Annotated in this window: 16 protein-coding genes and 1 tRNA gene; 9 read left to right on the forward strand and 8 right to left on the reverse strand. The window is 51.5% G+C overall.

The window, feature by feature from the left end; genetic code table 11:
* Nucleotides 1-90: 90 nt before the first annotated feature.
* A complete protein-coding gene (locus C2M35_RS12335; protein ID WP_105265480.1) occupies nucleotides 91-1,410 on the reverse strand; it encodes a porin in 1,320 nt (439 codons plus the stop codon).
* A gap of 227 nt (nucleotides 1,411-1,637) precedes the next feature.
* The gene (locus tag C2M35_RS12340) at nucleotides 1,638-2,132 is read right to left on the reverse strand and encodes a MarR family winged helix-turn-helix transcriptional regulator (RefSeq protein WP_105258282.1); all 495 of its coding nucleotides are present in this window, start codon (nucleotides 2,130-2,132) and stop codon (nucleotides 1,638-1,640) included.
* A gap of 207 nt (nucleotides 2,133-2,339) precedes the next feature.
* Between C2M35_RS12340 and C2M35_RS12345 the strand changes: the two genes are divergently transcribed.
* The gene (locus C2M35_RS12345) at nucleotides 2,340-3,194 is read left to right on the forward strand and encodes a D-hexose-6-phosphate mutarotase (RefSeq protein ID WP_105258281.1); all 855 of its coding nucleotides are present in this window, start codon (nucleotides 2,340-2,342) and stop codon (nucleotides 3,192-3,194) included.
* A gap of 8 nt (nucleotides 3,195-3,202) precedes the next feature.
* Here C2M35_RS12345 and C2M35_RS12350 read toward each other — a convergent pair whose 3' ends face one another.
* Nucleotides 3,203-3,406, reverse strand: coding sequence for a hypothetical protein (locus C2M35_RS12350; protein ID WP_105265481.1), 204 nt, complete (start codon nucleotides 3,404-3,406; stop codon nucleotides 3,203-3,205).
* Between the two features lie 74 nt (nucleotides 3,407-3,480).
* On the opposite strand from C2M35_RS12350, the gene C2M35_RS12355 reads away from it, so the two are divergent.
* Nucleotides 3,481-4,095: a PQ-loop domain-containing transporter gene (locus C2M35_RS12355; RefSeq protein WP_105265482.1), complete on the forward strand. Its 615-nt coding sequence runs from the start codon at nucleotides 3,481-3,483 to the stop codon at nucleotides 4,093-4,095.
* 63 nt (nucleotides 4,096-4,158) lie between these two features.
* On the opposite strand, the gene C2M35_RS12360 is transcribed toward C2M35_RS12355, so the two are convergent.
* Nucleotides 4,159-6,681 carry a zinc-dependent metalloprotease gene (locus C2M35_RS12360; RefSeq protein ID WP_105265483.1) on the reverse strand — a complete coding sequence of 841 codons (2,523 nt, stop codon included), beginning with the start codon at nucleotides 6,679-6,681 and terminating at the stop codon, nucleotides 4,159-4,161.
* Nucleotides 6,682-7,068: 387 nt separating this feature from the next.
* Here C2M35_RS12360 and C2M35_RS12365 point away from each other — a divergent pair, with 387 nt between their 5' ends.
* The 5 genes from C2M35_RS12365 to C2M35_RS12385 all read left to right on the forward strand — a co-directional run bounded on the left by C2M35_RS12365 (nucleotide 7,069) and on the right by C2M35_RS12385 (nucleotide 15,154).
* Nucleotides 7,069-8,226: an efflux RND transporter periplasmic adaptor subunit gene (locus C2M35_RS12365; protein WP_105265484.1), complete on the forward strand. Its 1,158-nt coding sequence runs from the start codon at nucleotides 7,069-7,071 to the stop codon at nucleotides 8,224-8,226.
* A 9-nt stretch (nucleotides 8,227-8,235) separates the two neighbouring features.
* Nucleotides 8,236-11,376 carry an efflux RND transporter permease subunit gene (locus C2M35_RS12370; protein WP_105265485.1) on the forward strand — a complete coding sequence of 1,047 codons (3,141 nt, stop codon included), beginning with the start codon at nucleotides 8,236-8,238 and terminating at the stop codon, nucleotides 11,374-11,376.
* Between the two features lie 402 nt (nucleotides 11,377-11,778).
* Nucleotides 11,779-12,384, forward strand: a complete 606-nt coding sequence (locus tag C2M35_RS12375; protein ID WP_158677980.1) for a chitin-binding protein — start codon at nucleotides 11,779-11,781, stop codon at nucleotides 12,382-12,384.
* 115 nt (nucleotides 12,385-12,499) lie between these two features.
* Entirely contained in the window at nucleotides 12,500-14,557 is a 2,058-nt protein-coding gene (locus tag C2M35_RS12380; protein WP_442792759.1) for a S9 family peptidase, read from the forward strand.
* Nucleotides 14,558-14,560: 3 nt separating this feature from the next.
* On the forward strand, nucleotides 14,561-15,154 hold the full coding sequence (locus tag C2M35_RS12385) for a DUF938 domain-containing protein (protein ID WP_105265487.1): 594 nt from the start codon (nucleotides 14,561-14,563) through the stop codon (nucleotides 15,152-15,154).
* Here C2M35_RS12385 and C2M35_RS12390 read toward each other — a convergent pair.
* Complete coding sequence (locus C2M35_RS12390) at nucleotides 15,131-16,279, reverse strand: GNAT family N-acetyltransferase (protein WP_105201147.1); 1,149 nt, start codon at nucleotides 16,277-16,279, stop codon at nucleotides 15,131-15,133. The genes C2M35_RS12385 and C2M35_RS12390 overlap by 24 nt on opposite strands.
* A complete protein-coding gene (locus tag C2M35_RS12395; RefSeq protein WP_105265488.1) occupies nucleotides 16,272-17,612 on the reverse strand; it encodes an alpha/beta hydrolase in 1,341 nt (446 codons plus the stop codon). The genes C2M35_RS12390 and C2M35_RS12395 overlap by 8 nt, the downstream gene beginning before the upstream one ends.
* A 290-nt stretch (nucleotides 17,613-17,902) precedes the next feature.
* Between C2M35_RS12395 and C2M35_RS12400 the strand changes: the two genes are divergently transcribed.
* Nucleotides 17,903-19,075 (forward strand): PrnB family protein, encoded by a 1,173-nt coding sequence (locus C2M35_RS12400; RefSeq protein WP_105201146.1) that lies wholly within the window; start codon nucleotides 17,903-17,905, stop codon nucleotides 19,073-19,075.
* 3 nt (nucleotides 19,076-19,078) lie between these two features.
* Entirely contained in the window at nucleotides 19,079-20,188 is a 1,110-nt protein-coding gene (locus C2M35_RS12405; RefSeq protein ID WP_105201145.1) for an aminotransferase class V-fold PLP-dependent enzyme, read from the forward strand.
* On the opposite strand, the gene C2M35_RS12410 is transcribed toward C2M35_RS12405, so the two are convergent.
* Complete coding sequence (locus C2M35_RS12410) at nucleotides 20,171-20,680, reverse strand: DUF4124 domain-containing protein (RefSeq protein WP_105258273.1); 510 nt, start codon at nucleotides 20,678-20,680, stop codon at nucleotides 20,171-20,173. The genes C2M35_RS12405 and C2M35_RS12410 overlap by 18 nt on opposite strands.
* Before the next feature lie 704 nt (nucleotides 20,681-21,384).
* Nucleotides 21,385-21,477, reverse strand: a tRNA-Ser gene (locus tag C2M35_RS12415).
* Nucleotides 21,478-21,590: the final 113 nt, after the last annotated feature.

Here is a 21,590-nt window from a genome sequence, read left to right on the forward strand (position 1 = left end):
TGTACTAAAGCTGGGTTGAGGCCGCTATGGCTTTTTGCCTGGCTGGATGGCGGTGGCTTGCACAGCAAAAAGGGCCTCGCGGCCCTTTTTTTAGAAGTAATATCCGATGTTGATATTAAAGCGACGTTCGGTTTCGTCACTGTCGCCGGCGATGGAACCGCCAACAAACGGCTGGTTCTTCGCATGCACCAGATCGAAATAGGTGAACAAGCCACCGGCGGCCACCGAGAAGCCGGTGACATTCATCCAGGTATCGGCGCTGTTATCGGATTTGTCGTAGATGATGCCGTAGTCGTTATAAAACTGCAGTCCGGTTACCGCGCCCCATTTTACCGGCAGGCTATAGGCGATATTGGCATTGGTCATGGTTGCCTCGGCGGCGATGCTGTCGTAAAAGGAGTAAGCGCCTACCGCCATGCGATCGACATTGTCGATATCATAGTTATATTCACCATGCTGTAACTGTAAATTCCAGCGTCCCAGGGTGCTGTTGAGGTGAACCGCCCAGGCATAGTAATCGCCCACACGATCGTCGCCGTCATGCAGATCGCCACGTAAACCAGACACTCCTAGCTCGGTTTTGCCACCTTCATGTTCAAGGTGGTAGCCGTAGCGGCCGGAGAAGGTGTTGTATTCGCCAATGGCATTGGTGGGTTCGGCATAAATGCCCTCATCGGCGCTGCGAAAACCAACCACATCGTAGGAGTAGCGATCGCTGCGGTTATCGACATAGCCGTCGACGCCACCGAGTTCATCGTTTTTGAAAAAGCCGAGGTCGAGCTGCCAGTTGTCGGCAATTTTGCGTTTAAACAGCAGGCCAAGATCGTGATCATCCTCCAGGCCCACATAATAAGTGGTGCCGAAGAAATAGTTGTGCGAGTTATAAGGCCAGTTGCCGAAAGGTACCTTGGTAATACCTGCCTGAACCTGCCAGTTGTCGGCAAAATCATAACCCACATAGGCATATTTTACCGCTGTCATATAGTCGAAGAAGCGGATCTCGGCATTGAGTTCCACATCGCCAATATCACCGGCGAAGTTAACGCGGAATATATCGAAATCGAAGTCGCCGCCGCGGTTTTTATTGTCGTCGTCGTAGGAAGTGTGGCTGTAGTTGGTACGTACGGCACCGCCAATGCGAATACCATCTTCTTTTTCTTCGCTTTGTTGCGCTACGCTCTGTTCCAGTTGCTCTTCTTGTTTAGCAATGCGCCGAGTGATTTGCTGTTGCTCTTGTTCTTGCTGTTTGGATTTGCGTTCTGCCGCTTCGAGCTTTTGCTGCAACTGTTGCATTTGTTGCTGCATTTGCTCAAGTTGCTTTTTCATTGCCTCCAATTCAGGGTTGGCCAGTGCCGAGCCAGATGTCAGGGCTAAGCTTACCGCCAATGCTGTGTTGTTGAAATTAATCATAATAACCTTTTGTTGTGGCCCGTTCCCCTAGCCTAGACTAAGTTTCGGGTTTTTACGAAGGTAGGCCCGGTTCCGGGGCGACTGGTCGTTTGGAACCACGTGCCTCAACAGAGTGTCTCAACCGAGTTTCTCAACCGAGAACAAGCGGTAGCCTTGACCAGGCCTCTTATCGAGCCCAAAGATGATTAATTAGTGTAACAAAAGCAAAAGCTTAGGTTAATGGTGGATTATTCGCCTTTGTTTGAATCTAAGGGTTTGGTGATGGCGCCTACTTCGAGCAGAGGTGAGGCATCGATCTTATCGGCATCCATCATCGCGGCTATGCGCTGCATGGACGAGAGCAGCAGGGTTTGCTCCCATTCGGCAAGGTTGCTGAACTTGTCGATAAAGTGCTCTTGCAGTGGCTGCGGCGCCTTGTTCAACAGGGCCGTTCCTTGCTCGGTTAGATAGAGGCTGACACGGCGCTTATCGAGTTGGCTGCGTACCCGGCTTACCAGTTCGCGGCTCTCTAAGCGGTCGAGAATATTGGTGACAGTGGCCGGGCTTAAATTTACATTTTGCGCGATGCGGCTGGCGGTAATGCCGTCGGTTTGTGCCACTTCATTCATGATCAGCAACTGAGGCCCGGTTAACCCCGAGGTTTTATTCAGCTGTTTGGAATGCAGATCGATAGCGCGAATAACCTTGCGTAGGGCAATTAACAACTCATCATACTTTTGCATTTCCAATCTCCAACATGTAACCCCGCCATTATACCCGTAAAAAGCGCCTCGAGCACCCTCTGCGCACAAACGGGTTCGACTAAGCGGAAGTCGTTGCAGAGTTGCTGTGGTGATGACAGGGTGATGAATTATTTTGCCCATATGTTTATTTAGTGCGGGACTTTGGGTAAGGTGACTCAGCACCGCTTTATCGTTAAGGATTGAATAATGCAGCTTTCATCGAGTGTTTCTATTACCCATTGTGATTCTGGCCTGGAGTACTTACAGGTGGACTCGCCCTTATGTCAGGCGCGTATCTTCCTCCAGGGCGCACAGCTTACCCAATACACTCCTGCATGCGGCAAAGCCCTCATCTGGGTATCCGAACAAGAAGACTTTCAAAGTGGCAAGAGCATGCGCGGCGGTATTCCTATTTGTTGGCCCTGGTTTGGAGTGCATCAGCATCCGGATTGGCCGATACATGGCGTTGCCCGCGTCTTGCTATGGCGCGCCGAAGAGGTACAGGAAACTCAGGATGAAATTCGCATCAGCTTGTCCTTGCCCATGACCCAGGTCGACCCAGAATACTGGCCCCATAAAACCCAGTTGAAGGTTGAGTACGTGCTCAGTGCTAAACAGCTTGAGGTGCGTTTAACAAATACCAACCTGGATGATCATGCGATCCAGCTAACTCAGGCTCTGCACACTTATTTCCCGACCCCGGATATCACTCAAACCGAGGTTGATGGCTTGCAAGGCGCGCACTATATCGAGTTTGGTGAAGGCCCCTTCGAGCAGCAAGAGGTGGTACGCTTTGGTCGCGAAACCGATATGGTATACAGCGGCGCTGGCGCGCTGCAGCGCATTCGTACTCCCGATGGCACCATAGAAGTAGAGCGTGAGAACTCCCGTTCTTGTGTACTGTGGAACCCTTGGGTGGACAAATCCAAGCGCCTTTCTAACTTTGCCGATGATGAATACCATCGCATGCTGTGCCTGGAAGCGGCCAATGTACTGGATGACAAGGTGGAGTTGGCTCCCGGCGAAAGCCATACTCTGGGCACTATTATTCGCTGGGGGTAAGCTCGACATTATCCTGCCTGGGTTTGGCCATCCTCTACTGGCTGAGCCCACTGTTTTGCCAAGGGTGTTTGCCTAAGGCTTTTGCCTAGGGCTTTGTATTTTCCTTGTACGAAAATATTTACAGCGGTTCCTTGACCGTCTGCCCCTCCAAGCTTGCCAACAAACCACGCAAATATACAATGCGCGCCTTCTTTAAAATCGTTAAAAATCATAAGTTTACAAATTTAAACTTAGTATTAACTATGATTTTTAATGGTTAACTTTTTAATTACTAAAAGAGGTTGCCTTGACTCAGTATCTAGCCCTGTTTGCGTCCTTGATTCTGGCTTTTAGCTTTTTACCCATGCTAAATAAAATTCGTAGGAATCGCAGTGTTTCCGGGGTCTCTCTGCTGATGATGAGCTTTGGAGTGGCGCAAAGCCTTTACTTTATCGCCTTTAACCTGTTTTTTGAGCGCTATGCCATGGTGTTGCCATTCGTGGTAACCGGCATGCTCAGTGCGCTGATCCTCTATTACTTTATCCGCTATAACGCCAGCGATAGCCAGCGTACACGACTATTGCTCTTGGTAGTGGCTACTTTATTGCCCTTTACCTTGCTGCTTAGCGCTCAGATTGATACCGGTGAGCTACTCCATGTCTTAACCTTTGTGGCGTTACTGATGAGCTCAATCCGCGTGATGCCGCAAACCTATAAAACCATCCGCAGTGGCGATGTCTCTAACCTGAGTGCCCGGTATTTTATTTTGCAGTTTATTGCCGGTGTACTTGGTCTGGCGGCGGAGCTGGCCATGAGCACGCCGAGTGTGGCTCATGTGCTTAATTTTGTGATGATCCTCTTAACCAATACGGCACAGTTGGCCTGTATTCAATATTATCGCCAACGCCCGGCCATGGCCTAGTACAGAATTGACCATAAAAAAGGCCACATTATGTGGCCTTTTTTTGTCTCTGAGCTGGCAAGCTTAAACGGTTAATGCCTTGTCGATCAGCAGGTTAATATACTGCTTATTGGCCTTGGCCGCCGCACTGGCTCCCCAGGCGACATTCTCGTCGCGGATATGCTGCAGTTGCGATAATGCTGCCGCCTTGGCTAGGTTGTCGTAGCCGCTAGGCTTCTTCACGCCGGCAATGGCGATTAGGCGGTTTACGTATTCCACCTGCAGGTTATGGCTTAGGCTGCTGGCTTCCTTGGCATCAACAAAAATAGCCGCAGTAAGATCCTGCATCATGGTGCTTAAATCATACTCGTTGCCGTATAGGCTGGAGTCAGAAATACGCTGCAATACATTCTTATGCAGTAACTGGTTAAGCACCCCTTGCTGCATGGTCAGTATCATGGCGTGTGCTTTTGGATCTTCATTCTTACCATAGTGGTTGAAGCCACGACGCTGTTGCTGCAAGTAGCTGTACAGAGGCTGCATGTCTTTAAGAACATTAGGTGCGAAGACCTTGTCGGCTAACACCTGCATGGCCGCTTTTTGACGCTCCAGTGGTACCGGAGTAAATGGTGCCTTGTCGCCATCGCTGCCAACCAGGTTACGCTCGACATAAATACCGCCGATCTGGCGAGAAATCACTTCCGCCTGCTGCTTATACTGGCCGGCGAGAATATTGGCCGAGACCACTAGCTGCTGGTGGCTTTCGCCCTCAACCAGGGCTTTGGCTTTAAGTTCGGCCAGCAGGCTTTCTACGAGTGCCATGCGCTCTGCGCCATAGGCTACCGGGTTTGAGGAAAGGTCGCCAATCATCACGCGTGGGTCGATATGACGGCCCGGGGCACGCATATCATCGGCATCGTTACCAAAGGCCAGCTTGTGCTCAGCGGAGCGCGACAGGATTTTCTCCAGGCGAGCTTGCTCGGCCTCAGCTTCAGTGAGCGCCTGGCTGTAGCCGAATTCAATCGCCCAATCGTCATAAGGACCTGGTTTGGTTTGGAAAAAGTCGCCTTGCTCAACGCCTTTTGGTGCTATGTTGGCAGGAGCGTAATCCATCACAGAGCCGGTCACTATGCCTTGAGTCAGGCTCTTATCATGCACCTGCTTTTCATCCCACAGGATGGATGACTTCATATTGTGGTTCAGACCCAGGGTATGACCTACTTCGTGCAGCACCAATTGCGTTAGGCCCTGGCGCAGAATTTCTTTGTCGCTGATGTCGGCGCCGCTGGCCAGGGTGCTGGCCAAAATCATGTTTTGTTGTAATTCATGGCCCAGCGAGCAGTTTAGCTCTTCGCCCTGGGCTTCGCCGCGGACTGGGCTTTGAGCTAGGCTGGCCGCACCTTGGGAATACAGGGTGTCGTAGATCCAACGGTTTTTCATAAACACGTATTCAAGCATGATGTCCGAGCCCAGGATTTGACCTGTGAGCGGGCTTGCCAGCGCCGGGCCATAACCGCCGAATGGTGGGCGAGGTGATGAGGTCCAGCGTAACACGTTGTAGTTGATATCACCGGCATCCCAATCGGCATCGTCTGGCTGCACCTTCACGACCAGGGCATTTTTAAAACCGGCCTTTTCAAACGAGCTGTTCCAGCCCAGTACGCCTTCCTTTATGGTGTCTCGCCATTCTACCGGCGTGGTGTTTTCAATCCACCAGACGATCGGCTCAACCGGCTCGGATAGCTCGGCATGCGGGTCTTTTTTCACCAGGTTCCAGCGTTTGATCACGTCTTTATAAGGAGCCCAATCCGCCGAGGTCATATCGTCAAACTGGTTGCTAAAGTAGCCGATGCGGGCATCGTCGTAGCGTGGCTGGTAATCGTTTTGTGGTAATGCCACAAAGGAGTGCTGAACCTTGATTGAAACTGCGCGTGGATCGCTGATGGCGGCTGAGCCGCGGACGCTAGGGTTGTCATTGTTGAAAACATAATCGACAACTATATCTATATTATTAGGGTACGGGCGATGCTTAATAATGCGTGATTTTTTGTCGTCCAGCTTGCCCAGTTTAAAGCGCTTCTTGGCGTCTTTGTCGTCCGGGTTGCTCCAAGGCGACACCTTATGCAGCGCTTCGCTGAGGAATAATTTGTCTACTTTAAAAGCGATTTTACCTGCTTCTTCCACTTCAATCGGCAGACTGGCGAGTACGGCTTCGCTGATATTGGCTTCAGCAGCGCGGGCGATTGCGCTGTCGTCGTTGAACTGGTAACGCGGGGTCTTGCTAACAATGTCGACGCGGTCAAAGTAGCGACGAAATTCGATCAGCTTGGTTTCACGATAGGCGCCACGGAAGTGGCCGGCATCGGTAACACCGTCTACGGTATGGGCGAAATAAACATAAGGCTTGTTAAGCTGCGCCTCGGTGATCACCATTAGGTTGTCGCCGCTTTTGGGGTCTTGATAAAAATCGAATACGCCATCGTAAAGGATATGGTCGGCGGTGGTTTGCGCCAGTGTTTTAGTTTTTTCTTCTTCTTTATCTTTGGCCAAGGTGGCCTGGCTGCCTAGCGCCAGGCTAAGGGCCAGTGTAAGGGTAGAGAGTTTCATTTGGGTCCCTGATCTTGCTTGTTGTTAGCAAAGCAGTGTACTGAAACTGGCTGGCGAAAAAACCGGGAATGAGACAGAAGCCGGTATAAAGCCGATGTACTGCAAATAATTAATTGATAAATATGAATTTTTACTTTGTAACAAAGTATGGCTAAGAGCGTTTTATCGCATTATTGGTGCTCGGTGCTGCTTAGTGAGGGTGCTGTCAAAGACATATAAGTGGGCGATAAATGCGCCGTTGACGAAGTAGAAAGCCCTTGTTTATCAATTACAAAGCGGTTGATATTTGATGTTGCTAAAATTAATACTTGCTTACAAATGAGCAGTTACTAAAAAGAACCAAGTTGTTAATATATGCTGAATATAATTTTATCAAGGTGATCGGCCATGCATCAGGCATTAAAAAAATCCTTAGTCGCACTCGCAGTTGTTGTGGTCACTGGGGCCGCCGCTAGCGGTATCATGGCAACGGCGAAAAAGCCGGATGAAACCAAGCAGGTCGATACCCGGCCTATAGTCGAGGTGAAATCTCTGGCCGCCAGCGATCACCAAGTGCTGCTGACCAGCTATGGCGAGGTTAGACCGCTTGAACACACTTTACTTGCCGCTCAGGTCAGTGGCGAAGTGGTGAGCTGGAACAAGGGTTTTGTTGCCGGCGGCATAGTTGCCCGTGGTGAGCTGCTGTTCACCATAGAAAAAGACAACTATGAAGCGGCTGTGTTGCAGGCCGAGGCCGAGGTAGCGCGAGCACAGGCGGCCTTGATTGAAGAGCAGGCGCAGCAACAGGTGGCCAAAGACGAAGCCGCCCGCACCCCAGGCGTGAAGCGCTCGGCCCTATTCTTGCGCGAACCTCAGGTATTGAGTGCCCAGGCGGCTGTTAAGTCGGCGGAAGCGGCGCTCAAGCGGGCGCAGCGTGATCTTGCTAACTGCGAAGTGCGTGCTCCTTATGATGCCCTGGTGATCTCCCGCGACATTGGCCAGGGCCAGTTTGTCAGCCCGGGCAGCAAGGTGGCAGAGCTTAATAATATCGAGACGGCGGAGATCATTCTGCCCATCGCCGGCTTCGATAGCGCCTTTTTACCACCGCGTATTGCTGGCATTGAGGCCACCATTACCCAGGAAGGACTCGGTGGTTATAGCCGCAGTGCGGTGATTGACCGTGATTTGGGGATAGTCGATAGCGCCACGCGTATGAGCAACTTGGTGGTGCGTGTGGATGACCCTTATGCCATTCACACGCAGCAACCCAAGGTCAAATTTGGCAGCTATGTACAGGTACAATTCCCGGGGCAAACCCTGCGTGAAATTTTCCGCTTACCGCAAGAGTTGGTGAACAATAAAACCGTCTGGGTGGTGAACAAGGACAATCTGCTGCAGCCGCGTCAGGTCACAGTGGTGCGCGAAGAAGATGAGTTTTTCTTAATCAGCGAAGGCCTGCAAAGCAGCGATCGCATCGTGCTGACCTTGCCGGAATATCCACAGCAGGGCATGGAAGTACGTATCGCCGGGCAGGTGAGTACCAGCCCAAGCAACGATCAGCTGTAGGAGAGGCCCATGCAAACGCCAAAGCAAACCGGCATTATTGCCTACTTCGCTAATAATTCCGTGGCCGCCAACCTGATGATGGTGTTTATCATCATTATGGGGATCGTCAGTTATTTCACTATTCAGCGGCAGATGTTCCCTAATATTGAAATTAACTACATCAATGTGACCGCCAACTATCCAGGCGCCTCGCCGCAGGAAATCGAAGAAAGCATACTGATCAAAATCGAAGAGTCGCTCAAGGATGTGACCGAGATAGACAAGGGTGTTTATCGCGCCTTCCGTAACTCCGGACGTGCCTCGTTAGAGATAGACCCGGATGCCGAGCTCAGCGATGTACTCGACAAGGTGAAGCTACGCATCGATGGCATCGCCACCTTCCCGGCGGGGATGGAGCCGGTCACCATAAGTCAGGTGGAATTTCGCCAGGATGTGATAGGTATGTCTTTGGTGGCCGACCTGCCGCTGACCGAGCTGAAGCCCATTGCCAATGAAATTGAAGATGAACTGCTGCAACTAGGCAATGTGTCCTTGGTTCAAAACGATGTGCCGCTGGACGAAATTGCCATCGAAATCAAACCCGATACCCTGCGCCGCTATAACCTCACCTTGAGTGATGTAGCCAATGCGGTGCGCCGTTACTCGGCCAATTTTTCCGCCGGCCAGTTGCGTACCGATGCGGGCATTATTTCCGTACGGGTCGAGGCTCAGTCATACTCCGGCGAGGAGTTTCGCAATATTCCTGTGAAGGTAGGGGCCAATGGTGCCAAGGTGCTGCTGCAGGATGTGGCGCAAATCAAGGATGGGTTTGTTGAAGGCGAGCGTTACTTCAAGTTCAACGGCAAAAATGCCATCTACCTGAGCGTTAAGGCGACCAAAGAGCAAAACATGATCCCCGTAGCGGAGTCGGTTAAGGCCTATATCGACCAAAAGAATAAAACCCTGCCCGCCGGGGTGACCATAGAGCCGCTGATGGATATGACCTATTACCTCAATGCGCGCCTGGATATGATGCTGAAAAACCTGCTTCAAGGGGCCATCCTGGTGGCCTTGATGCTGACCCTGTTTTTGCGCTTTAAACTGGCGTTGTGGGTGATGATAGGTCTGCCGGTGTGCTTCTTAGGAGCGCTGATGACCATGCCCATCTTTGGCATCAGTATTAATATTGTCTCCCTGTTCGCCTTTATTATGGTGTTGGGGATAGTGGTTGATGACGCCATAGTCATAGGCGAGAGCGCCTATTCTGAGATCGAGAAAAAAGGTGGTGGCGTCGACAATGTGGTACGTGGTGCCCAGCGCGTGGCCACCCCGGCGACCTTCGGGGTGTTGACCACCATGGCGGTGTTTGCACCCTTTACCTTATCGAGCGGCCCGGAGCGGGCGTTTTTCTTCGGCATCGCGGTGGTGGTCATGGCGTGTTTGGCCTTTAGTCTGATCGAGTCAAAGCTGATTTTGCCGGCGCATATAGCCCATACCCGCTTTGGCCCTCTCAGCTCAAGTGGTTTTCGCGCCCGCTTTAATGATAAGTTTTTTGGCTTTGTGAATGGCACTTATCGTCGCTGCGTGGAGAAGAGCATAGAGTGGCGCTACGTGGTCTTTATCGCGTTTTTAGGCATGTTGATCCTGAGCTTTACGCTGATTGGCAGCAACCATATTCGTGTGGTGCCAACGCCTAAGGTGCCTCATGATTTCCCGCAAATCAGGGTGGAAATGAACGACAATGCCTCGGATATTCAGACCATTAACGCGATTCAGAAAATCGAGCGTATGGTGCTCGATGTGGACACACAAATCGAACAGGAATTTGGCCAAAAAATGGTGCGCAGCCTCTTAGTATTCAATCAGGGCCGTACCGAGGCTCAGGTATTAGCGCCTTTGGTGGATGAAGACCTGCGCCCATTTGATGCCTTTGAGTTATCGCGGCGCTGGCGCGAAGCCATGCCGGAAATTGCCGGGGTGAAGTCGCTGACCATTTATGATGACGTGAATGGTAACCCAGGTGGTGATGGCGAATTCGGTTATCTGCTATTTGGTTCGGATATAGACACCCTCAATGCCGCTGGTCGTCAGTTTATCACCATGTTGCAGCAACAACAGGGCTTGTTTGACATCAGTTCCACCATAGATCCGGCCAGCAAAGAAGTGCAGATGAGCCTTAAGCCGGTGGCCTATGATCTCGGCTTGGATCTGCAGAATATTGCCAGTCAGGTCGGCGCCAGTTTCTACGGTGGCGAGGCCCAGCGAGTGATCCGCGACGGTGAAGAAGTGCGGGTCATGGTGCGTTACCCCAAACTGACCCGTGAAGCTTTTGCTTCCCTTAAGCATGCGGTGGTGATGACTCCGGCGGGCCAGGAAGTACTGCTTGGTGACGTGGTGGAGCTAGAGGAACGTCCGGGGATCAGTTACATTCGCCGTGAAGGGGGTTATCGCACCGTTTATATCTATGGCAGCATAGACGAGGAAAGGGTCGAGCCCACCGAGGTGGTCAAACGCATTAAAGAAGATTTGTTGCCGCAACTTAAAGAACAGTTCCCATCGGTGAAAACCGAACTGGGCGGTTCCATCGAAGAGCAACAGGCTCAGGCTAATGAACAAATTCTCTTCTTTATTGCCGGGATGATCATTGTTTACATCCTCTTGGCGGTACCGCTTAAGAGTTATAGCCAGCCACTGATCGTGATGTCGGTGATCCCCTTCAGCTTAACCGGAGCTCTCTGGGGTCACTTCTGGTTTGGTCTCGATCTGAGCACCATGTCATTTTTTGGCTTAATCGCCGCCGCCGGGGTGGTGATCAACGACTCCTTGGTCATGACAGATTATGTGAACCAGGCGCGCCGCGAGGGTTATACGGTAAAACAAGCCGTGGTCGAAGGTGGTTGCGCGCGTTTTCGCGCCATTACCCTGACCTCAATAACCACCTTTGCCGGGGTTCTGCCGATCATGTTTGAAACCAGCTTGCAGGCCAAGTTTGTGATCCCCATGGCGGTGGCGCTGGGCTTCGCTGTGCTGTACGCCACCTTGCTTACGCTTATTCTGGTGCCCTGTTTATACGTGATCCTCGGTGATATACGGGCCGCGTTCCGCTGGGTGTGGCAGCGTATCAGAGGCAAGGTACCGAGGCAGCATAAAGCCAAGGTGAGTAAAGCGTAATAAATAACCTGAGCTTCGGATAGTTAATGCCTTTCTAGCAGCCAGTTTTGGCGCTAACTGCGTTGAATTCACTTCCAAGAGCTAGCTATTGGTGCGTAAATTCGCCTGGTTATCCCTAAAACTTTCTGGCTAGACAAGGGTGTAATTTATAGTGAAATTTAAAAACAATAAGTTAGCTCATCCCTTATCCAAACCTCAGGTTAAATAGAGAAAGTTACCCGCTTTCAGGGTGCGTTAAGATTCGCGCTTCTATCTTTTGATAGTCTTGGGAGTAAATTTGTATGGTCAGAAGGTTCTTTAACGATAAGAGCTAAGGCCAACAAGCCCAAAGTGAGCTTAAAAGTTTAACGCATCCTGGTTCTGAAGTGTGCTTTGGTCGCTGACTAAGCAAGGGGTAACAAATTGCAATTAGCCGAACATACAGACATATACTCGAACATGGGCGGAGTTCTTCCTGCAGCCAGTTGGCTCAGTGTGGGTACGCTAAGCAGTTATACGCAGCTATTTTGCGGCGATACTGTCGAAGTTGAGGTGTACGATCATCAAGGTTTGGTTCAAGGACTGAGTTTTAAGCTGCATATTAAGTCCGATCTGCATGGCGAGCCGCAAAACTGGACTCGCGACCTTGCCCACTATATCAATACCCATATACCCCTGATGCAAGCGGGTAAATTAACCGAACATGGGCTCATCACCGCGTATCGTGGCAATGAAATTTTTGCCTGTTCAAACAGTGGTATCTGTGAGGTGGTTATTAACTACAAGTGTGCGGCGAAACAGCAGCACAGGGGTCAGCATAATAACCAGGGTTATGATCATATCTTTCCCGTCGACCATGAACTCTATTGCGCCGGCGATCGTGTTCTGCATCTGGCTACCGGCAAGGTTTATCGCTGTAAACCTTGGCCCTACACCGAATTGTGCCGCTTAGGCGGAAATAATCACGAGCAATATGAACCCGGCTTAGGCCTCAATTGGCACACCGCCTGGCAAGAAATAGAGTCATAGTGCGAAAGCACAAGTGATACCAATGCGGTTAGCATGATATTCAGCCCGCTAGAATGATTAGCTATTTAAGAGAATGGGTATGATACACTGAGCGTCCAGTTTCAGTGTATTGAGGTTGCGCGTGCAAGCCCCCATCGCCAAAAAAATCCCCCATTTGCTTACTCAGCATGGCCAACAACGACAAGACGATTACTATTGGATGCGCGATGATCAGCGCCAAAACCCGGAAGTTCTCGCACATTTACGTGAAGAAAACGCCTATTGCGATGCTCAGTTAGCTGCAAGTGCAGCCCGACAGGAACAGATTTTCGCCGAGCTGAAGGCGCGCATCAAAAAAGATGATAACACTGTGCCGGTGCGCGATGGCCATTACTGGTATCACAGCGAAGTGTCCGGAGATGACGAATACGCCAAGCATTATCGCGCCAGCAGCTTTAGCGGCGACAATAAAACCTTGCTTCTCGACGTGAACACCCTCGCCGCAGGTCATGAATTTTATGACTTAGCCGATATGGCGGTGAGCCCAAACGAACAACTTCTTGCCTATTGTGAAGACACCAGTGGCCGTCGTATTTACCAGGCGCGCATAAAAGACCTGCAAAGTGGTGAGTTGCTCGATGATGTGCTGCTTGAATGTGAAGGGCAAGTGGTCTGGGCTAACGACAATCGCACCCTTTATTATATTAAGAAAGACCCGCAAACCCTCCTGGGCTTTCAGGTTTTTCGCCATCACCTGGGTAGCGCCCAAGGCGAAGATGAACTGGTGTATGAAGAGTTGGACCGCAGCTTTTATATGGGCCTGGGAAAAAGTCGTGATGAAAGCCTGATTTTTATCGACTTGGAAGCCACCGAAACCAGTCACACTTATGTGCTTGATGCAAATGATCCCAAAGCACAACCTAAGCCTCTAATGCCCCGCGAAATGGGCCATCTGTATGAAGTGGATAAGCTCGGTGAGCATTTTTATATAGTTTCTAACCGAAGCGCGAAAAACTTCCGCCTGATGCAGGCGGATGCCAGCACCATAGCCGACCCAGATACCTGGCTGGAGCTTATTGCCCACCGCGATAATGTTCTACTTGAGGGCGTCGATCTCTTTAAGGGTTACTGGCTGGTGACCGAGCGGGAGCTGGGGCAGATCCGCTTTGTGGTTTATCAACATCAGCAGGGCAAAATGCAGGGCGAAGGGCAGACCCTAAGCTTTAGCGATCCCTGTTATTACGCCGGTATGGGGATGAACCCAGAGCCGGATGTAGGCAGCGTGCGCATTTACTACAGCAGCCTGACTACCCCAGGCAGTTTGTACGAATTTGACCTTAATACCCTGGAGCGTAAGCTGTTGAAGCAGCAAGAGGTGCTGGGCGAATTTAACGCTGAGGATTACCAAAGCGAGCGACTGATGATCACCGCGCGGGATGGCGTGCAGGTGCCCGTATCCCTGGTTTATCGCCGCGATACCTTCACCCAAGACGGCACTAACCCCTTGTTGCAATATGGCTATGGTGCCTACGGTATCACCATAGACCCCAGTTTCTCGAGCAGCATTTTAAGCCTGCTGGATCGTGGTTTTGTTTATGCCATCGCCCATATTCGTGGCAGCGAAATGTTGGGGCGCGCCTGGTATGAAGCCGGTAAGCTGGCGCATAAGCAAAACACCTTTAACGACTTTATCGATGTCACTGAAGCGCTGGTGGCGCAGGGCTATGGTGCCGCCGATAAGATCTTTGCCAGTGGCGGCAGCGCCGGTGGCCTCTTGATGGGCGCCGTAGTCAATCAGGCACCGCATTTATACCGTGCTATCGGCTGTCATGTGCCGTTTTTGGATGTGCTGACCACCATGCTTGATACCAGCATTCCGCTGACCACCAATGAGTATGACGAGTGGGGCAACCCAAATTACGAGCAGGACTACCGCACCATAGCCGCCTATTCACCCTATGATAATATTCGTGCCCAGGCCTATCCCCATATTCTGGTAACTACAGGCCTGCACGATTCCCAGGTGCAGTATTGGGAGCCGATGAAGTGGGTGGCCAAGCTGCGTGAATACAAAACCGATGACCATCTTCTGCTGTTTAAAACCGACTTAGAGAGTGGTCATGGAGGTGCGTCCGGACGCTTTAAAAGCCTAGCGGAAAAGGCGCTGGAATTTAATTTCTTCTTACGACCTTAGATTATGAAAATTAGCGGCTTATCCCAGGCATGTGAGAACAATAAGGGGCCGATTCTCGCCGAGTTGACGCAGATCTTTGCTCAGACCCAAAGGGTATTGGAAATTGGCTCTGGCACCGGCCAGCATGCGCTGCATTTTGCCGCGCATTTGCCGCACTTACTTTGGCAAACAAGCGATTTAGCCTATAACCATGAGCTGATCAAGCAGGTTATATGTACTGCCGAGAGCGGCAATATTTTGCCACCGCTGGCGTTGGATCTCGGACAAAGCTGGCCGTTGGCGCAAGTTGACGGCATTTTCACCGCCAATACCCTGCATATTGTTAGCGAGGAGTTGGTGCGAGCATTTTTCCATGGCGTTAAGCAGCACCTTAGCCAAGGCGGTAACTTGTGCATTTATGGCCCCTTTAATTACAACGGCGCCTACACCAGCGACAGCAATGCCCGCTTCGATGCCAGTCTGCGTGAGCGCGACCCCTTAAGCGGTTTGCGTGACCAGCAATGGGTGGTGGGTTTGGCCGCAGCCGCCGGGCTGGAATTGGCTGCCGATATCGCCATGCCCGCCAACAATCGCTTATTGCACTTTATACGGAGATAACCCGGTACATTGCTGCAAATATAGGCTGTGTTGTCGCGTTTCGCGGACGATAAAGTCATCAATGGCGGCAGCAAAGGGGCTGTTGATAAAGCGGTGGCAGGAATGGGTCAGCTGAGGGGTAAAGCCTCGCGCAAGTTTGTGTTCCCCTTGGGCGCCGCCGTTAAAGTACGCCAACCCCTGATTTATGCAATATTCTATGCCTTGATAATAACAAAGCTCGAAGTGCAGGCGGTCATAGTGCTCAAGGCATCCCCAGTAACGCCCGTAAAGCGTGTTTTGGCCACGCAGAAACAGGCTGGCGGCGACCATTTGCTCGCCGTCATAGGCGCTTATCACCACCAGATGCTCACTCATGCTCTGTTTTAGTCGGGTAAAAAAGTCGGCATTCAAATAGCCCAGATGACCCGAGCGTTTGAGGTAGGTGCGCTGATAAAAGGCACTAAGCGCCTGTATATGCACCGACGTAATTTCATCACCACTGGCAACCTCTATTCTAAGCCCCGCCTTGGCGACCGCAGCTCGCTCCTTGATTATATTTTTACGTTTGCGGGCCTTTAATTGCCGACAAAATTCATCGAAGTCTTGGTAGCCTGGGTTGTGCCACTGAAACTGCACCGTGGTGCGTCTTGCCAGGCCTTGCTCCTGCAATTGCTCGGCCTGGGCCTGCGAGCAAAAATTGATATGCCAGCCGGACCAGCCCAGTTGCAGCGCCTGCTCATCCAAAGCGGTGCGAATGGCCGCTAACGCCTGTGTTTTATTTACCGAATCGCTTAGGGCCAGGCGCGTGCCTGTCACTGGCGTAAAGGGCACGGCGCACAGCCACTTGGGGTAATAGTTAAAGCCATGTGCCTCATAGGCTTCGGCGATGGCCCAGTCGAATACATACTCACCGTAGGAATGGCTTTTTATATAGCCTATGGCGAGGCCAGCCAGCTCTTGCTTGTGGTAAAGCGCCAAGTGGTGAGGTTGCCAGCCAGTGCGAGCGCTGGTGCAGCCCGTTTGTTCTAGGGCATTAATAAACTCATAGCTGGTAAAGGGATCTTCGGCCGCGTCAAAAAACGCCTGCCAGGCCGATTTACCCAAGGCCTGGGCGCTGGAAAAAAAGCAAACGCTGAAGTTACTCATGTAAATGCCCGAGGAAGGTGCGCATATCCTGCTCCAGCTCGGCATAAAAAGGATTATAGGTTAGACGCTTAAGTGGTCCCTTGGCCAGATTTGCCTCGCTGCGCTCGCCGATAAGCACCTGAGCTTGGGTTTTACAGCGGCGATAAGCCTTATCATCTTCCAGGTAGGAGCCGCAATTGCGATAGTGCCCCTGAACGCCGTAATAGGGGTGATTTGGCGCATTAACCACGCTGATATGTGATAAGTCGATGATCTTATTACAGGGTGGCTGATTGGCCTGGCAGGCGTAGCTACGCAGCGGGAAATCCTTCCCCAAATAGCGTTTGGCGGTTTGCGGGTTACCGTAATAAATCAGCATGTCCTTGGCGCTGTTTGGGCGCATCTGAGGATTATGCCAGGCCTTCACCAGGGCCAAAGTGGCCTGGGAATCTATGGTGGTATCCACCTCACTTTGGACGACAAAAAGCGGCAAGTCGGGCAGTTTTGCCTTGGCTAGGTGTTTAGTATCGATGCGGCGCATAGCCTCATGGCCGAGGCTGGCGGCGGCAAAAGGGAAGGACTCGTATTTGGCAAAGTCGATATCCGCGTCCTTATCTATCCAGTTTACAAAGGGAATGCGGTCTATCCATTTTGCCAGCCAGCCCTGTTTGTTATGGGGCTCGGTTGCCGGTGACCAGAGCATCAGCGCCTGCACCTGCTGTGGCACCGGGCGTTCAATCAAGTTAGCCAGGGCGAGGGCGGCACCGGTGGAGTAGCCGCCGATAATAACCTGTTCGAAGTCCTTGCTGGTGCGCTCAATGGCATAGCGGGTCAGGGCTTGCCACTGTTTAAAACTCACCTCCTGGAGATCGCTGGCGGCGCTGCCATGACCGGGCAGTAATACGGTGCGAACATTAAAGCCCTGGCGATGGAAAAATGCCGCCAGGGAATGATAACTAAAGGGGGAGTCGGTCAGGCCATGCAATAAAAGTACGGCCTTATTGCTGCCTGGATGGCGCAGCTCAAAAGGGCTCAGCAGATCGCTCACGGTCAAGTCGGCCTCCAGAGCGCCTTGAGCTTGCAGTAACTTAACGGTTTCTGTGTGTACCGGGCAAGGCAGGCTGGCCCTAGGGTTACGTGCGTCAATCCAGTCTCGGGCCGAGGCCAGATAGGCGCTAAATGGCGGCAGAGAGTCGAGGTCGAGTGCTTGCACAGAGGCATCTTGGGCAAAGCGATGGCTGCCATTCTTTTTGGCCGCCATTATGTAGTCGATATCATCTATATGGCTAAGGCAGGTCTGTGCCCAGCTAAAAGAACTGGTTAGGCCGAGCAGGAAACATAACAGTAAACGCATCGCTTTGATCTCTAGATAATTTATAACGGGCAGCATAACAAAGCGGTGATTTTACGCCTAGCCCTAATCGCGGGCCCTAATCGCCAGCCCTAAGTGCGGCCCTAAGTACGGCCCCTAAGTGCAGCAGGCCATGAGGCGATTTTAATTATTTGGCTGGAGTCGCTCATGAGCCACGTTGTTTTTGGGTGTTTATTTATCAATGCTGCGGCATGAGTCGCAAAAGTTAAGTCATTTCACTTTTAAAGTTATGCTAAATTAGTAGTAATAATTGACTAATTTATGAGCACATTATGATTGGTCACTCAGTCGCGTTTGATCGTTGGATCCGCACCGACTTCGTTGTCCTGAATAACGAATTGGAAGACTTATATTGGCAGCAGGAAGACAGAGCCAATGTTGTCGGAGTCGGCGAGGAAATTAAAGAAGCCATGGTGGCCCAGGGTAATGCGCTTATCCAGCAATTGGTGAATGAAGGTAATACGGATCAGGGCTTTGATAAGGCGTTTGATCTGCTAGGCAATGTGGGCTTGTATATGGCCGCCTGTCGGCGCCATGAAATTACCGAACCATCGCGGGAAACCCAATCGCCGTTGACGGCGGCTTCTACTCTGGCCATGCATATAGGCGCCTCGATTGGTGTCACGCCGCGTTTTGCAACTGCTCATTTAACTACCCATAACAGCGCCGAAAACGGTGTGTATAAACGCTTTACCGACTTGGCCGATGAAAAGCTTTTTGTCGATTACAACACCAAGGGGATCCTGGCCTATAAGCGCGCCGCCGATGCCTTGCTGCGTTTGCAGCCCTTAGGGATTTCTCACCCCATAGCCGCCGATCTATTGGCCGTAGCCGAGCAGGCCCTAAAGGATGTGATGACCAGCAACCGCTACCTCTTCCTGCATCTTGATACAGATAGATTCTTTTACTGTGTGCGCCCCTATTACAAGCCATATCGTGTCGGTAAAGAGGTGTATCGTGGCGCTAATGCCGGCGATTTTGCCGGTATAAACGTGATTGATATGCTATTGGGCCTGTGTCAGGCCAATGAAGTCAGTTATTCGCAGCTGCTGGTGGATAAGTTTCTCTATATGATGCCGCAAGATCAGCGTATCTTACGCGATTGTATGCGTTTACCTTCCTTTATGGATGAGTTCCTGAAAGTGGGTAAGCAGCATCATAAGGCCAGCTGGTTTCAGGATAACCTTAAAGCATTTTTAAGCGTGTGCAAGCTGCATGGGCAGACCGCCATTCAGCACCATAATCAGTTGGTGGAGAAGTATATTCGCGTGCCGAATGAGCAGCTCGGTGCCGAACATCAGGATAAGGTGACCGCCAGTGGTCCGCCCTTGCCCGTGCTTCTGGCGCAATTGGAAACACTCCGTGACCGCCGTGCCGCGCGTCCTCGCGATGATATTTTTACCCGCTACGACGATGTGCAGCGCCTAACCAAGATGGTGGATTAAGTTTTGAAAACTCAGTTTCGTTTGCCCGCAGGGCCTTATTTCTTAAGTCACTCTGTGGGTCGTCCGCTGCGCTCGACGGAGCAACACTTTCATGAGCATTTTTTCGCTCCCTGGCAGCAGGAGCAAAACGAGCCATGGCCACAGTGGCTCGGGGCAGTGCAGGATTTTACCGTCGCATTAGCACGCCTGTTTAACTCAGAGGCCAGCTTGTTTTGTCCTCAGGTGAATCTTTCCAGTGCCCTGAGCAAGTTGGTTGTGGCGCACCCGCGTTTGCGTAAGAACAAGTGCAAGGTGCTGATGTCGGAACAGGATTTTCCCAGCATGGGTTTTGCGTTGCAAAAATCTCTGACTCCGGACAGCGAAATCGTCTTTATTCCCGCCTCCGAGGACATCAGCGATATCCGGGTGTGGCAGCAACATTTGCAAGGGGATATGGATCTGGTCTTTATCAGCCAGGTGTATTCCAATTCCGGGCGTCAGGCGCCGGTGGCCGAGATAGTGGCCGCCGCCAAGGAGCTGGGCATCTTAAGTCTGGTTGATGTGGCTCAGGGCGCCGGGGTGATCCCCTTGGATTTGGCCCGGGTGCAACCGGATTTTCTAATAGGATCGAGCGTAAAATGGCTGTGCGGTGGCCCGGGAGCCGCCTATTTATGGCTGAGCGCCGAGCAATTACCTGGCTGTGAACCTAAGGATGTAGGCTGGTTCTCCCATGCCAATCCATTCGAGTTCGATATCCATCACTTTGCTTACCACGACAGTGCGCTGCGCTTTTGGGGAGGTACACCCAGCGTCGCCCCCTATGTGTTAGCGGCGCACAGTATCAATTGGTTTAATGACTTTGGCATCGACAAGGTGCGCGCCCATAACTTGAAGCTGCAAGGGCAATTACTTGAAGAATGTGCCCACCTGGCGGCATCACCACTGGATGCACGGCGGCGCAGCGGTACCCTGATTCTTCATGCCGGCGACAGGCAAGAGCAGATGATGCAGGAATTAAAGCAACACAATATCAGCGTTGACGCGCGCCACCTCGGAGCCCGAGTGTCGTTTCACATCTATAACGATGAACAGGATGTGGCGCAGCTGGTATCAGCGTTAAAGCGGTTTATTTAACTTGGCCGCCGCGTTGATATTTTCTTTGTACTTTTGCAATTCGCTGATCGCGTTCTTTTCATTTTCGATAAGGGCGTGATAATTGGCGCGCACTATGGTTGCTTGCTGCTTCTTCGCATCGTCGATAGAGTCGCCGCCTAAATAGTTGGCGGTTGCTTGATTTATATTCTCAAGCTGCGCCAGATCTTCAGCCATACGCGTTTCGTAGTCACTGATATTACGTTGGTGCATGGCGATGCGGCGGTCGTATTCTTGCGACTTCAGGTAGCTGTCTACCTCACTCACATTAGGCTGTTGAGAATCGTCTTCTTCGCTGGTCACGGCCGTCACTGTTTTAGCGCCAGAGTAACGCACCTTAATAATTTGCGCGTCTTTGCCACAGGGCTGCTGACTAAAGGTTGCCACGCCATTGATGGTGCATTTATAAACCGCCGCATAGCTGGGCAAGGTGGTCAAACAAAGAGCCGCGGCAAATATAACTGGGTATTTCATAGGACATGTCCGTATGGTTAGGGTTATAAGATTCTAGAACTTTCCATTGGGAAATCAACACCCCGTTAACAATCAATATATTAGTAGCGGCTATTTCCGCTGACAGAGTGGGTGCTGTGTATAGGTATATTGCCGATAGTACCAAGCTCTAATTAAGCTTTAGTTAAGGAGGTGGGGGCGAGATTGAACTTCGGACGCTTGCGACTGAACGCCGAAAAGCAAAAAACCGCGACAATGCGCGGTTTTTCTTCGTTAACTAATGGCTTCGAGTGGGGATGAGCGCTCGTGCCTCCTGCGCTTGCAGCCGCACTCACTCCTACGGGCGCCTGCGCGGCTCAAAATGTTCCTGACATTTTGTAGCTCTAGCACGCCCCTGTGCTAGCCCTTATAGGCGCCTACGCGGCTCAAAATGCTCCAGGCATTTTGTAGCTCTAGCACGTCCCTGTGCTAGCCCTTATAGGCGCCTGCGCGGCTCAAAATGTTCCTGACATTTTGTCGAACAAGGGTTCGAACCAAGTCCGCCTGCTCGAAATTTAGTTATAAAAAAACCGCCGTAAAGGCGGTTCTTTTAAAACTAATGGCGGAGAAGGGTCTCAGAAACCGAAGTATTACTTCGCAGTTCAGAGACGCCGAAGGCTGGACGCTTGCGACTGAACGCCGAAAAGCAAAAAACCGCGACAATGCGCGGTTTTTTCCAAAACTAATGGCGGAGAAGGAGGGATTCGAACCCTCGATAGAGCTACAAACCCTATACTCCCTTAGCAGGGGAGCGCCTTCAGCCACTCGGCCACCTCTCCGGCGCGAATCAGTTTGATAAATTTGGCGGAGAGATAGGGATTTGAACCCTAGATAGGCTATTAACCTATGCCGGTTTTCAAGACCGGTGCTTTCAACCACTCAGCCATCTCTC

Source organism: Pseudoalteromonas sp. T1lg76 (genome assembly GCF_002964725.1).
In the GTDB taxonomy this organism is placed as follows: Bacteria; Pseudomonadota; Gammaproteobacteria; order Enterobacterales; family Alteromonadaceae; genus Pseudoalteromonas.

What these genes read in the sequence shown, in the direction of transcription:
- C2M35_RS12335 (WP_105265480.1), bottom strand. Translation starts at nt 1,410, where the DNA reads ATGATTAATTTCAACAACACAGCATTGGCGGTAAGCTTAGCCCTGACA.
- C2M35_RS12340 (WP_105258282.1), bottom strand. Translation starts at nt 2,132, where the DNA reads ATGCAAAAGTATGATGAGTTGTTAATTGCCCTACGCAAGGTTATTCGC.
- C2M35_RS12345 (WP_105258281.1), top strand. Translation starts at nt 2,340, where the DNA reads ATGCAGCTTTCATCGAGTGTTTCTATTACCCATTGTGATTCTGGCCTG.
- C2M35_RS12350 (WP_105265481.1), bottom strand. Translation starts at nt 3,406, where the DNA reads ATGATTTTTAACGATTTTAAAGAAGGCGCGCATTGTATATTTGCGTGG.
- C2M35_RS12360 (WP_105265483.1), bottom strand. Translation starts at nt 6,681, where the DNA reads ATGAAACTCTCTACCCTTACACTGGCCCTTAGCCTGGCGCTAGGCAGC.
- C2M35_RS12365 (WP_105265484.1), top strand. Translation starts at nt 7,069, where the DNA reads ATGCATCAGGCATTAAAAAAATCCTTAGTCGCACTCGCAGTTGTTGTG.
- C2M35_RS12370 (WP_105265485.1), top strand. Translation starts at nt 8,236, where the DNA reads ATGCAAACGCCAAAGCAAACCGGCATTATTGCCTACTTCGCTAATAAT.
- C2M35_RS12385 (WP_105265487.1), top strand. Translation starts at nt 14,561, where the DNA reads ATGAAAATTAGCGGCTTATCCCAGGCATGTGAGAACAATAAGGGGCCG.
- C2M35_RS12390 (WP_105201147.1), bottom strand. Translation starts at nt 16,279, where the DNA reads ATGAGTAACTTCAGCGTTTGCTTTTTTTCCAGCGCCCAGGCCTTGGGT.
- C2M35_RS12395 (WP_105265488.1), bottom strand. Translation starts at nt 17,612, where the DNA reads ATGCGTTTACTGTTATGTTTCCTGCTCGGCCTAACCAGTTCTTTTAGC.
- C2M35_RS12400 (WP_105201146.1), top strand. Translation starts at nt 17,903, where the DNA reads ATGATTGGTCACTCAGTCGCGTTTGATCGTTGGATCCGCACCGACTTC.
- C2M35_RS12410 (WP_105258273.1), bottom strand. Translation starts at nt 20,680, where the DNA reads ATGAAATACCCAGTTATATTTGCCGCGGCTCTTTGTTTGACCACCTTG.